A 12929-nucleotide genomic window follows, 5' to 3' on the forward strand; every position below is an offset into this window, starting at 1 on the left:
AGGGAGAATAGAGTTTGCGTCACGCCAGTGGCCGAACGGTACATATTTGGCGCAGTGTTTCGTTTCACAGGTGCAAGCATCCCGCTACAATGTGCACATGACATTTCTTCCTTCAGCACAAAGACTGGCCAGCCTGTGCGACCCCAGTGCGCAAAACATCGCGATTGATATCGTCGCTGAAACAGGCTCTACCAATGTCGATCTACTGGCAAATGTGCAGCAACTGCAGCAGCCGACTTTGTTGTGGGCGCAGACGCAGACTGCAGGAAAAGGCCGTGCCGGCCGTAGTTGGCAAGCATCAGCCGATACGGCGCTGACTTTTTCTCTGGCATGGAAATTCACCTTGCCGGTGCAAGAACTGATCGGTTTACCCTTGGCGGTTGGTGTCGTGATTGCAGAAGCATTGCGTTCTTTTGGTGTCGCGGCGAGCTTGAAGTGGCCGAACGATGTACTAAAGGATGACGGAAAATTAGCCGGCATCCTGATTGAAACAGCAGTCGATAAAACAGATCGACTCTCGACATGGGCGATCATCGGCGTGGGTATCAATATTGCACAAGCAGATGGATTAAGCGCGCAAACTGGTCGTGTGGTCGCCGATGCGCCGGAGTTGGCATCTGAGCGGGAGAGTGCGATGGCCGCATTGTTGAATGGTTTTGCGCAGGCTTTGCCTTTGTTCGAACAAAATGGATTTACATCCTTTGTCGCCGCGTGGAACGCACTGGATGCCTATGCCGGCAAGCAGGTGAATATTCTCGATCAAGGGAAAATATTGCATAGTGGTTATGCTGCTGGTGTCGATGAAACAGGGCGCTTGCTGCTCGATACCGCGCAAGGCCGCATCGCCATCGTGGCCGGCGATGTCTCGTTGCGGATCAAGGAGGATTGAGGCGATGCTATTAATAGTCGATGCGGGTAATACGCGTATCAAATGGGCACTGGTTGATCGATCTGCCAGTGATCAAACGCCAGGCCATTGGCTACAATCTGGCAGTGTGGCGCGCACGGATGCACATATGCTGGCGGATGCGTGGCGCGGCTTCCATATTGGTCGTGTCATGTTGTCGAATGTGGCCGGTCACGAGCTGCGTGGTGAGCTGGAGAATGCCGTGCTGCATGTACTTGGCACTAGGCCAGTAGCGCTGGAATGGTTTACTTCTGCAGTGGAGCTGGGTGGTGTGCGCAATCTGTATCTGAGTCCGACGCAATTGGGCGCCGACCGTTTTGCCGCAGCGATAGGCGCGCATGGTTTATTCCCGAATCGTCCCTTGATCGTGGCGACTTGCGGTACGGCGACCACAGTGGATGCGGTGAGTGCGGAGGGGCATTTTATCGGCGGCATGATCTTGCCGGGATTGGGTTTGATGGCTACTTCGCTGGCGAAAAACACGGCGCAATTGCCGCAAGTCGCTTTGCAAACCAGTTTGGTGCAACCGTTTGCAGATAACACGGATGCCGCGATAGTCAGTGGTTGTCTGGCCGCGCAGGCTGGTGCGATCGAACGTGCGATGGCTGCACAAGCACGTGCGTATCCAAATGAGACAGTCTCTTGCATTCTGGCTGGCGGCGCGGCAGACTTGATTGCGCCGCATCTTTCGATCGCCTACACACGTATCGATAATCTGGTGCTGATCGGCTTGCACAAGGTAGCAACCCAACATTCTCCAACATGCTAAAAATTCTGTTCGGCTCATTGTTACTGATTAACGGCGGCTTGTTCGCCTTTCAGCAAGGCTATCTGGATAGCCTGATTCCTCCCAGCCATGAGCCAACGCGCCTCAAGCAGCAATTGAATCCGGATCAACTCAAACTGGTTCCCTTGGAAGCAGATAAGCCAGTGACTGAAAAAGTCGCTGCTGCGGAGCCTGAAAAAACGCCTGAACGCGTAGAAAAGGTTGCGGAAGTATTGGCATGCACCGAGATAGGTAACTTCGATGCAGCGGAAGCTAAAAACTTCGAAACGAAACTGACGGCACTTGCACTCGGTGATCGTTTGGCGCGTCGTCCGATACAGGAAAATGCGCGCTATATGGTCTACATCCCGCCGCTGGCGAATAAGGAAGCAGCCGACAAGAAAGCTGCTGAACTCAAGCGCATGGGCGTGGATGATTTCTTCGTGATTCAAGATCACTCGGCCTTGCAATGGGGCGTATCGCTGGGGATTTTTAAATCAGAAGAAGCGGCGCGCAACCATCTTGCTGCGTTGAATCAAAAAGGTGTGCGTAGTGCGCGTGTAGGCACGCATAGCGTAGCCGCCAATAAATTCGCTTTCCAGCTACGTCGTATCGATGCGGCGACCAAGAGCGGTGTGGACAAGATCAGAGAAGGTTTTCCACGTCAGGAATGGCGCGAGTGCAGTAATCCGCCAGCAGCTTGATTTGGCAGACTTGGCTTTGAACGAATCAGTTCTGGGTGGAGTTATCTTTTTCTAACGAGCGCCGCGCACGCAAGGCCGCTAGACAATCCGGGCACATACAGGTTTTGGTGTTGCCACTTGTATCACGCACCACGCTGCTGATTGCGGCGGTTGGCAAGGCCGTGCACCAGCAAGCTTCTGCTGATGTTGTATCGACCATTCCGCATGAGAACGTTGCGTTGCATTGTGAGCAATGGCTCATTTTTCTTTCGATTCTGTTGGATCAACTGACGGTAATGTTCGCATCGCCTTGCGCAGTATCGCCATCTGTCCATTGAAGGTGCGACAAGCATCGCACGCCAGCAAATGCAGGCGCATGCGTAATTGCTCGGTCATGGTCAGCGGTCTATCCAGCTTCTCCGATGCCAGTCTGTGTACTTCTTTGCAAGTGGGAAGTCCCATGCCCATTCCAGTGGTGTTGCGTTATTTAACGGGTTGCGGCTGATTGCCGAACCAGTTCAGATCCAGACATTCGCGCAAGCGCAGCCGTGCGCGATACAAGATCACCCATGCATTAGACGTGGAAATATCCAGTTCCTTACAGATTTCCTCGGTTTCCAGCTCCAGCCATTCGCGCATCATGAAGATGCGCGCCGTTTTGGCCGGCAGTTTCTCCAGACAAATTTCCAGCACCTTGAAGAAATCCTGTTGCTGCAGGCTGGCCGTTGGATCGCCCCAGGAACGTGGCATCTCCTGCGTATGGCCATTCGCGGTGAAGAGCGCATCGATCATGTTGTCTTCAGATTGATCGTCTGGCGTGTCGAGCTGACGCATGCGTTTGCCTGCGCGCAGGGCATCGATAATCTTGTACTTCATGATGGCCGTTACATAGGTGCGCAATGACGACTGCCCGGCAAAACTGTCTGGCTTCTCCAATACGGCGATCAAGGCATCCTGTACGACGTCTTCCGCCAGCGCTTGATCACGTAGCTGCAAGAGCGCAAAGCGCATTAAAGCAGGGCGTAAAGACTCCAGTTCAGCGGCGAGCGTGGAAGATAAATGGGCGGTCATTGCTTGTGGTTTTGTCGTTTGAGCAATACAGCTGTGGAATATTCCTGGGGATTCCGGCAAAGAGCCAAGAAATGAATTGGCATTCCCTGTAAAATCGCGGTCAATCCATTTTAGAACCTCTCACGACCAACTTGACCGATATGAATGCTGATCTTACTGTAGTTTCGCCGCAAATACAGGCGCAAATTCTGGCCGAGGCGCTGCCGTATATCCGCAAATTTCACGGCAAAACGATTGTCGTTAAATACGGCGGCAATGCGATGACCGAAGAGCGCTTGAAGCACGGCTTCGCGCGCGACGTGATTTTATTGAAACTGGTCGGCATGAACCCGGTCGTGGTGCATGGCGGTGGTCCGCAAATCGATAACGCGCTGAAAAAAATCGGCAAGCAAGGCACCTTCGTGCAAGGTATGCGCATCACCGATGAAGAAACGATGGAAGTCGTTGAGTGGGTGCTGGGCGGCGAAGTGCAGCAGGATATTGTGATGCTGATCAATCACTATGGTGGCCAGGCTGTCGGCTTGACCGGCAAGGATGGCGGCTTGATCCGTGCTCGCAAGATGAAGATGCCGGACAAGGAAAATCCAGGCCAATTCCTCGACATCGGTTTTGTTGGCGATATCGAAGCGATCAACCCAGCGGTTGTGAAAGCGCTGCAGGATGATGCCTTCATTCCTATTATTTCGCCTATCGGTTTTGGCGATGATGGCCAGGCTTACAACATCAATGCCGACGTCGTGGCCGGCAAGATCGCGGAAATCCTGAAAGCTGAAAAGCTGATCATGATGACCAATATCGCTGGTGTGCAAGACAAGCAGGGCAATCTGTTGACCGATTTGTCCGCACGCGAAATCGACGAAATGTTTGAAGACGGTACGATCTCCGGCGGTATGCTGCCTAAGATTTCGTCTGCACTGGATGCAGCGAAGTCCGGCGTTAATACCGTGCACATCATCGATGGCCGTATTGAACATTCGCTGTTGCTGGAAGTGCTGACTGAACAGGCTTTCGGTACGATGATCCGTTCGCATTAAACGCTAGCTGCTTCATTAAAAAAGGTGTGTCGACTGCATGGTCGACACACCTTTTTTGTTTCTTGTTGAGGATGTTTAAAATCGCAATCTATTCATGTGATTGCTCTATGTAAGAGTTCTCTGATTACATCTGCGCGTACAAGACATTCCCTTCGTATTGCGCCAGCCATTTCTCAAACTCTGCCGCAGGTAATGGGCGAGAAATCATGAAGCCTTGTGCAATATCGCATCCCAGATCTGCCAGCAGCTTGTAAGCACTTTGATCCTCCACTCCTTCTGCGATGGTTTTCATCCCCATTTTGTGCGCCAGCGTTACAGCAGCTTCTACGATGTGTACTGCGCCCTTATCGTCGGGCAATCTGCGGACAAAAGATTGATCGATTTTGATGAGAGAGATCGGGAGTTGGTGCAAGTACTGTAATGACGAATAGCCAGTGCCAAAGTCGTCGATGGAGATGGTGATCTTCGCATCCGCCAGACGACTCAATTCCACGATGGTGCGCGCGATATCGGTCATCAAGGCGCCTTCCGTGACTTCCAGTTCCAGCGATTGTCCGCTCACACCGTAGCGTTGCAGAAGATGCAGTACCAGATCTGAGAAGCCGGGTTGCAGCAGATTACGTGGCGAGATGTTGACGGCGATTGGAAGATGTATGTCGTGCTGCCGCCACTTCACTATCTGTTCCATTGCCTGTTCCAACGCAAACTCGGTAATCAGATTGATGAGTGTGCTTTGCTCTGCGCGCGGGATAAAAATTGCAGGAGGAATGTTGCCACGTTCAGGATGCTTCCAGCGCATGAGGGCTTCCACGCTGTGAATTTCGCCAGTTTTGATGGAGATCTTCGGTTGGTAATGCATGGATAGTTGCCCTTCCTTGAGGGCACTCATCAGATTGCCGAGGATGGATAAATTTTCCTTTGCAAAATTACTGATTTCCGGACTGTAGGCAACGCAATCCAGTACTTTTTCGTTGGCAGAGATCAAGGCTGATTCTGCTCTTTGCAGATATTGCTCGGGTGCTTGTATCACCTTGTTGAAAGTGACGTAACCCAGTCGTGAATCGACATGAATTGGAATGTCGTTGAATTGGTATGGTTGCTGCGCACCTTTCACCAATTCTGCGAGCAGAGATTCTATTGTTTGCACATCTCGGTTTTCTATCAGGATGCCTAATTGCTCTGGATCGATGCGATAGACCTGGGCTTTGTCTTGCAAGATGCTTTGGTAGCGATGCGCTGACTGCTGAATGACTGCTTCGATAATGTCGAAACCAAATGCTGATTTCAACTCCATCGCATTTTGTAGTGAGACCACAACAAGTACGTGCAGGTGCGAGGTATTCTTTATTTTAGGAATGTCGGATAGAGACTCCAGCAATGCATTGCGATTTGGCAGTTGGGTCGCCGCATCATGGCGGGCTATCCATTTCAAGTGGCGCAGGTAAGACCTGACGCTATCACTGGCACCGCCGCAGGCAATCCCGACCAGCATGAAAAATCCGGTTCGGTAGAGCCAGTTGATGGTGTTTTGCTGTTCTCCGGTAGCGACATCGATGGGCATAAAAGGCCCTAATGTAATACCGCCTATCAGTCCTACGATCAATCCGCCACGCACACCGAATATGAATCCAGACAGCAAAATGGCCAGATACATCGAATGCGAATAAACGAATTTAATGCCGCCAGTGGCGTAGACGAGGACATAAATGCCGACAATCATCACGGCAAGCAAGGGGGCCACGGCGATACGTATGGCGCGGAGATGTGCGCCTAGCCATTCGAACAATTGCATTGTACTCATCAGACATTCCTTCAAGAGGCAACATCATGAATCAGGACAGGCTGTTTCTTTTGAATAAAGATTGATCGTTTTACTGGATAGCGTGCTGGAATCGATATGACTGAATAGGGTGGCAGTATGCGTGCGTATATTGCATTGGTGAAACTCTCCAATGCATGTTGCCACGAGAAAATTATTTAAGCAATTAATGGCTTCTTTAGCAACATTTCTTGCTGAGTAACGCTGGTGTGGTGAGCCTAAAAGAGAGGCTCAATATATCTTTTGCACTTCGTAACCGCGTTTTTGCAGTAGCTTGGGTACGCCTTTTTCACCCAACAGATGCAAGGCTCCGACTGCCACAAAGCTCACCTTGTCGGTTTTCAATAGCGCTTCCACTTTGTTCGCCATATTGGGATTGCGCTTGTCCAGCAAGACTTGTTGCAGGAATCTGTCGGAAGCGTTCTCGCCTTTTTGCATTTCAAGCAGGGCGTTTTCCAACGCCTTCGCATCTGCAATCTGCCATGCAGCGATCAGGGCGAGTGCTTTTTTCATCGCCTCGCCATTTTCCAGCTCGGTAAGGTTCTCTTTCAGGTATTCCTCTTGTTCGACATCGCTCATGCTGTCGAACAGCGAAAGTTGATAGTCGGCTGTTTCCAGCTCCTGTATCGGTTTGTTTTGTTTTTGCGCAATCGAGATAAAGTATTTTTCGATGCCTTGTTCGGTTGGGAAGCCATTGCGCGCCATCTCTTGTACGAGCAGCAGATTGGCAACCATCCATGGTTTCATCCGTGCGACGTTTTCAAATGGAATGCCGACACGCTTCAGCGCTTGCCGTAATTGCGCACTGCCATCAGCGGATAGATGCTGGTTAATCGTTTGTCCGTCGGGATAAATGCCGTGCCGCATGACGGCCACGCGCATGGCTTCGGTATCGCGGATATCAACTTCGATGACCAGTTTTTTTGCATCGGATAATGCACGTGTCACTTGTGGTTCGAGTGGGTAGAATGCTGTTTGACCGACGTGTATGGTGCCGAACAGGTAGCTGACATTGCCGCGATAAGTCGCGCGATACAGCGTGCCGCGTTGCGGTGCTGTGTTTTTCTGTACAGTTGACGTTACTGTTTGTGTCGCCGCTTTGTCGGCTTGTGCGCTGGCCGTGTACAGGCTTAACAGTGCGATAAAAATAAAAACGATATTACGACGCATGCAACTTCCTTAAATATATGAATACCCGGTACAAAAAACGATGTCTAAGCTGACCTGGCTGTTCGATCTGGATAACACGCTGCATAACGCATCGCATGCGATTTTCCCGGCGATCAATCTCAACATGAATGCGTTTATCGCTCAGGTATTGAACAAGGGCGGCTTGGCTTCGGATGAGGCGGCAGTGAATGCCGCGCGCGTCACTTATTGGCAGCGTTATGGTGCGACTTTGCTCGGTATGGTAAATCATCATCAGGTGCGGCCTGAGGATTTCTTGCGCGAGGCGCATCGATTTGACAATCTGCCGACGATGATACGCGCTGAGCGCGGCTTGGCGCGTTTGTTGCGCCGACTGCCAGGCCGCAAGATATTGCTGACGAATGCACCACGTCGTTATTCGCGCGATGTGTTGCGGCATTTGGGTTTGCACCGTCATTTTGCCAAGCATGTACCTATCGAAGCGATGCGCGTACATGGCCGCTTGAAGCCTAAGCCATCAAAACAAATGCTGCGCAAATTGTTGGCTAGGGAGCGTATCTCCGCACATCGCTGCGTGCTGGTGGAAGATACCGTTAGTCATTTGAAAGGCGCCAAGGAACTGGGTATGAAAACTGCCTGGATTACCCAATATCTGGCCAGCGATTCGAGCAAGCAGGCACTATCTGGCTATCACGCAACAGTAGGCTGCACAAAACGCCCAATTTATGTCGATGTCAAAGTAGAATCCGTAGGGCAACTATTCAAACAGTTGCATCGATTGCGCTAGCGGGAACACATTTCGTCCTTACTTGCGAGATGAGTTGTAGATTGCTTACCTACTTATAAAAACTATTATGGCAACCATGAAACCAGGCGAACGTAAGCTGCAGATACTTCAGACATTGGCAACAATGCTGGAGCAACCAAAAGGCGAGAAAATCACCACTGCGGCATTGGCAGCAAGGCTGGATGTATCGGAGGCTGCGCTGTATCGGCATTTCGCCAGCAAGGCGCAAATGTTCGAGGGCTTGATCGAATTCATAGAATCGACCGTCTTCGGCTTGATCAATAAAATTACCGAACAACAGGAAAACGGCTTGTCGCAAGTGCAAGCCACCATCATCATGCTGCTCAATTTTGCCGAACGTAATCCCGGCATGACGCGCGTGATGATAGGCGATGCTTTAGTGAATGAAGATGAGCGTCTGCAAACGCGCATGAATCAATTCATTGATCGCATCGAATTGGCGATCAAGCAATCGCTGCGCGTGGCAGCAACGCAAGGGCAGGCCAGCGAAGCGGAAGTGTCTGTGCGTGCGAATCTGATCACGAGTCTGGTGCTTGGGCATTGGCACCGTTTTGCAAAAACGGGCTTTAAGCAAAATCCATCGGCTCATGCTTCGGCGCAAATAGCGATGTTGCTGGCTTGAATCCGGATACGACGTTCTCTTTTTAGGGGGGGGCGTCGTATCTGTCTGTTTTTCCATAATATTGTGCGTTCCGGAAATGTCCTGCCAGTGTGCATAGACAGGCACTGACTGTGTCCGAAAATATCCTGCCGTACTTGGTCGTACAATAGCGACTTGCTTCGCATCCTTACTCGATTTATGTCCCTGTTTGCTCCTGCCGATTCTTCTCACGCTTGTTTTGCCTTGCTCGACGATGTCGATGCCAGCGCGGCCGGTGCGCGCTCACGTCTTTATTCCAACCATGTCGGCACATTATCGTGTCGACATGTGGATCAACTGCCGGACTTGTTGCAAGAGATGCAGCAGTTCTTGCAGCAGGGCAGGTTTGCAGTCAGCTTGTTCACTTATGAGTTGGGTGCGGATTTACATGGCATTCCTGCGCATGCAGGCGATCAGCCTTTGGCTGAAATCCTTGTGTTCGAGCGTTGCGATCACCTGTCATCTGAGCAAGTGCAAACGTGGCTGGCGCAGCATACGCAATCGGTACATGCAGGCATTGCCAATGTGCATGCAGATATCGATGAAGCAACCTTCTGTGCTGCGATTGCGCGCATACATGGTTACATCGCAGCCGGCGATACCTATCAGGTGAATTACACCTACCGTCTGCGTTTTGATGCTTATGGTTCCTTGTATGCCTTGTATAGCCGCTTGCGCGAACGTCAGCCGGTGCCGTATGGCGCGCTGATTGCGTTACCGAACGGGCATGCCGTATTGTCTTTGTCGCCGGAATTATTCATGCGGCATGACGATGGCGTGCTGACGGTACGACCAATGAAGGGCACCGCAGCTGCCAGCGGCGATCCGGAGCAAGATGCACAGGCTGCACATGCGCTGGCATCCGATGCCAAAAATCGTGCAGAAAATTTGATGATCGTTGATTTACTGCGTAACGATCTGGGACGCGTCGCTAAAGTTGGCTCGGTAGTCGTGGACAAGCTGTTCGATGTGCAACGTTATAGCAGTGTCTTGCAAATGACATCGACGGTGCACGCGCAATTGCGTGATGACACCACCTTGCCAGAAATATTTGATGCGTTGTATCCATGCGGCTCGATTACCGGTGCACCCAAACATCGCACGATGCAAATCATTCGCGAACTGGAACCGAGTCCGCGCGGTATTTATACCGGTGCGATAGGCTGGTTCGATCCACCGGCATCAACACAAACCATCGGTAATTTTTGTTTGTCGGTCCCAATTCGTACCTTGCAATTGCAGCCGCAGAATGCGGATGGCATACGTCCGGGTGAAATGGGCGTGGGCGCAGGTATAGTGCATGACAGTGTGGCATTGGATGAATATGAAGAATGTCGACTCAAGGCGAGCTTCCTGATCGGGATGCCGGGCGAGTTTGAGTTATTTGAAACCATCTATGCGACGCGTGATCACGGGTGTCGTTATCTGGATAGACATTTACAGCGTTTGCGTGCGTCGGCGACTTACTTCGATTTTGTGTTTAGTGAGGAAAAGATACGTTCAAGTTTGAGTGAGGCTTGTGCGAATTTAGCTGCAGGCTCGGCGCATCGTTTGCGTTTTGCGTTGAAGCAGGATGGCAGCAGCGCGATTCAGACTGCAGTTTTGTCTCAGCTGGAGATGCCGGTAACAATACTATTGGCAGAGCAGGCAACGACGGCCAACGATGTTTTCTTGCGTCACAAAACCACGATACGCACCATGTACGACGAGGCATGGCGTGCTGCCGAGCAGCAGGGCGCTTTCGATAAGTTGTTCTGCAATACGCAAGGACAGGTAACCGAAGGCGGCCGCAGCACGCTCTTCGTTAAATTGCATGGACGCTGGTACACGCCACCTTTAAGCGCAGGCCTTCTGCCGGGTGTAATGCGTGGAGTTTTACTCGACGATCCCGAGTGGAATGCGCAAGAAAAAATCTTGACGCTGGATGATGTGCGCAATGCAGAAGAGATAGTGATCTGCAACGCATTGCGCGGTGTGTTGCCAGCCGTGTTCGACTGGGCGAAATAATTCCGTAGTAGCGCTGTTATGCCGGTAGCGTCACCTTGAAGCAGCTACCCGGCACATCGCGTCCGGTACATACAACTTCACCGCCATGTGCTCGCGCGATTTGTTGTACCAGACTTAAACCTAATCCCACACCACCTTCACGTTCGCTGGCACCAGGCAGACGATAGAACGGAGCGAAGATATTTTCGCGCTCCGCGACTGGTACACCAGGGCCACCATCGCACACTTGCAAAACAACCTTGTTGCCGACTTTCGCCAGTGAAACGTCAATCGGCGTGCCGTTGCCATAACGTTTGGCGTTTTCCAACAGGTTACGCACCATGCGACGCAGCAGTCGGGCATCGCCGGGAATTTCTATCGATTGCGTATCCAGTTGCGCGTCTATGCGAGCGCATTCTTCTGCGACCAGTGCAGTCAGATCGATTCTTTCAAATGTCTGGCTGACAACAGCGGTTGCATCGAGACGGCTGGCAAGCAGGATCTCATCAATCAGTTGATCGAGTTCGCCGATATTGCGTTTGAGCTCGGTACGCATTTCCGGTTGTGCATCGGCGGCCATCAATTCGACCGCCATGCGTATGCGCGCCAATGGTGAACGTAATTCATGCGAGGCATTCGCCAGCAAGGCCTTTTGCGCATCCACCAAGGCTTCAATACGTGCCGCAGAGCGATTAAAACTGGTGGCGAGTCGTCCTACCTCATCTTTTCCTTCGACCGCGATACGGGTCGATAACTGGCCTGCACCCAATGCTTCCACGCTGGTTTGCAGACGTTCCAGTCGACGCGTCAATCGACGCACGATGGGATAAGCACCTATACCCATAGCCAGGCCGATGATGACTAATGTGGTGAAGAAGCTGAACGGTGGTTTGCGGCGTCCCGGATGCTGGCCGACGAGCCAGCGATCATCGGGTAATTTGACGGCGAATACTGGTGGTCCGCCGCCCATCCAGCCGCTGGTGACTTGCGACTCATCGAGCGGTGGCAGTTCACGACCGGCAGTGGCAATTTTTTCGCGATGGGCAGAATACAGCGCCAGATCGGCGCGCATGCGCGATTGCCAGCGCGACAAGGCTTGCTGTTGTTCTTCGTTACTGGCATCGGGCGGTGGCAAGACATCGGAAGCAATTGCGGCAAACGATTCCAGGCTAGGACCGATCTGGCGCGAATCGGCGTTGATACGCCACGCGGCAGCGAACAAAAGTCCTGCCACGGTCAGGCTGATCAACATCGCCAGATAAATACGAATGTATAGCCGGTGCGACCAGCTAAAACGTCCGCGTATTGCTTGTTCAGACATCCTGTGCCTTTGCAAATACATAGCCTGCACCGCGCACGGTGATGATGCGCTTAGGCTGTTTTGGGTCATCTTCGATGGCTGCACGCAGACGGCCGATGTGGACGTCAATCGAGCGATCGAATGCTTCCAGCGGTTCGCCTTTAACTGCATCCATCAATTGTTCACGCGATAAGACACGCCCGGCACGATCCGCCATCGCAGCGAGCAAATTGAATTGATAAGAGGTAACGGGTTTTTCTTGATCGTCCAGACGAATGACACGTGCATCCAGATCGATTTCCAAACGGCCGAAACGCAACACGCGCTCATTGCTTGCAGCAACACCCTGTTGGCGACGCAAGACAGCACGCAAGCGTGCCAGCAGTTCGCGCGGCTCAAACGGTTTGGGTATGTAATCGTCGGCACCAAGTTCAAGACCGACTACGCGATCCATAGGATCACCTTTGGCTGTCAACATGACTATCGGCATGGAGCCCAGTGGCTGTGGCTGTGTGCGGATTTGTCGACAGACATCGAGTCCGTCAGCATCCGGCAGCATCAGATCGAGCAATACGATGGAAAACGCTTGCGTCGCCGCGGCTTGCTGCAATTGATGCAGTCCCTCCTTGGCGGTACCGCTATGCGTCACCTCGAACCCGTTCTGGTTCAGGTAAGTGGCAACCATGCTGGCTAGGCGCTGGTCGTCTTCGATCATGAGTAGGCGTTGTGTCATTTGGCTAGTGTAACGCGGAGTGTTGCAATGAGT

14 protein-coding genes are annotated in these 12929 nt (G+C 52.0%); 7 read left to right on the forward strand and 7 right to left on the reverse strand.

The genetic code is table 11. From position 1 onward, the window contains the following. Window positions 1–97 precede the first annotated feature (97 nt). From AC07N2_RS06580 to AC07N2_RS06590, 3 genes are read left to right on the forward strand one after another with little or no spacing between them, the layout of a single operon-like run. On the forward strand, window positions 98–889 hold the full coding sequence (locus AC07N2_RS06580) for a biotin--[acetyl-CoA-carboxylase] ligase (protein ID WP_494777522.1): 792 nt from the start codon (window positions 98–100) through the stop codon (window positions 887–889). A gap of 4 nt (window positions 890–893) precedes the next feature. Beyond that, window positions 894–1676 (forward strand): type III pantothenate kinase, encoded by a 783-nt coding sequence (locus tag AC07N2_RS06585; RefSeq protein ID WP_494777523.1) that lies wholly within the window; start codon window positions 894–896, stop codon window positions 1674–1676. Then, window positions 1670–2377, forward strand: coding sequence for an SPOR domain-containing protein (locus AC07N2_RS06590; protein WP_494777524.1), 708 nt, complete (start codon window positions 1670–1672; stop codon window positions 2375–2377). The genes AC07N2_RS06585 and AC07N2_RS06590 overlap by 7 nt, the downstream gene beginning before the upstream one ends. 25 nt (window positions 2378–2402) lie before the next feature. Here AC07N2_RS06590 and AC07N2_RS06595 read toward each other — a convergent pair whose 3' ends face one another. The 3 genes from AC07N2_RS06595 to AC07N2_RS06605 are packed head-to-tail and all read right to left on the reverse strand — an operon-like array spanning window position 2403 to window position 3427. After that, window positions 2403–2618, reverse strand: coding sequence for a cysteine-rich CWC family protein (locus tag AC07N2_RS06595; RefSeq protein ID WP_494777525.1), 216 nt, complete (start codon window positions 2616–2618; stop codon window positions 2403–2405). Further along, window positions 2615–2818: a zf-HC2 domain-containing protein gene (locus AC07N2_RS06600; protein ID WP_494777526.1), complete on the reverse strand. Its 204-nt coding sequence runs from the start codon at window positions 2816–2818 to the stop codon at window positions 2615–2617. Before AC07N2_RS06600 ends, AC07N2_RS06595 begins: the two co-directional genes overlap by 4 nt. Window positions 2819–2839: 21 nt before the next feature. Further along, entirely contained in the window at window positions 2840–3427 is a 588-nt protein-coding gene (locus AC07N2_RS06605; protein WP_494777527.1) for a sigma-70 family RNA polymerase sigma factor, read from the reverse strand. 140 nt (window positions 3428–3567) lie between these two features. Here AC07N2_RS06605 and argB point away from each other — a divergent pair, with 140 nt between their 5' ends. Then, entirely contained in the window at window positions 3568–4461 is an 894-nt protein-coding gene (gene argB, locus AC07N2_RS06610) for an acetylglutamate kinase (protein ID WP_076593181.1), read from the forward strand. A gap of 124 nt (window positions 4462–4585) precedes the next feature. Here argB and AC07N2_RS06615 read toward each other — a convergent pair whose 3' ends face one another. After that, window positions 4586–6262 (reverse strand): putative bifunctional diguanylate cyclase/phosphodiesterase, encoded by a 1677-nt coding sequence (locus AC07N2_RS06615; RefSeq protein ID WP_494777528.1) that lies wholly within the window; start codon window positions 6260–6262, stop codon window positions 4586–4588. Window positions 6263–6511: 249 nt separating this feature from the next. Then, a complete protein-coding gene (locus AC07N2_RS06620) occupies window positions 6512–7450 on the reverse strand; it encodes a TraB/GumN family protein (protein WP_494777529.1) in 939 nt (312 codons plus the stop codon). 40 nt (window positions 7451–7490) lie between these two features. On the opposite strand from AC07N2_RS06620, the gene AC07N2_RS06625 reads away from it, so the two are divergent. The 3 genes from AC07N2_RS06625 to pabB all read left to right on the forward strand — a co-directional run bounded on the left by AC07N2_RS06625 (window position 7491) and on the right by pabB (window position 10884). Then, entirely contained in the window at window positions 7491–8216 is a 726-nt protein-coding gene (locus tag AC07N2_RS06625; protein WP_494777530.1) for a pyrimidine 5'-nucleotidase, read from the forward strand. Between the two features lie 67 nt (window positions 8217–8283). Then, on the forward strand, window positions 8284–8859 hold the full coding sequence (gene slmA, locus AC07N2_RS06630; RefSeq protein WP_494777531.1) for a nucleoid occlusion factor SlmA: 576 nt from the start codon (window positions 8284–8286) through the stop codon (window positions 8857–8859). Between the two features lie 177 nt (window positions 8860–9036). Continuing rightward, window positions 9037–10884: an aminodeoxychorismate synthase component I gene (gene pabB, locus AC07N2_RS06635; RefSeq protein ID WP_494777532.1), complete on the forward strand. Its 1848-nt coding sequence runs from the start codon at window positions 9037–9039 to the stop codon at window positions 10882–10884. A gap of 16 nt (window positions 10885–10900) precedes the next feature. Here pabB and AC07N2_RS06640 read toward each other — a convergent pair whose 3' ends face one another. Together AC07N2_RS06640 and AC07N2_RS06645 are read right to left on the reverse strand one after the other, a co-directional pair. After that, window positions 10901–12184 carry a HAMP domain-containing sensor histidine kinase gene (locus AC07N2_RS06640; protein WP_494777533.1) on the reverse strand — a complete coding sequence of 428 codons (1284 nt, stop codon included), beginning with the start codon at window positions 12182–12184 and terminating at the stop codon, window positions 10901–10903. Then, complete coding sequence (locus AC07N2_RS06645) at window positions 12177–12896, reverse strand: response regulator (protein ID WP_494777534.1); 720 nt, start codon at window positions 12894–12896, stop codon at window positions 12177–12179. Before AC07N2_RS06645 ends, AC07N2_RS06640 begins: the two co-directional genes overlap by 8 nt. Window positions 12897–12929 lie beyond the last annotated feature (33 nt).

The organism is Herminiimonas sp. GW821-FHT09C12 (assembly GCF_059416385.1).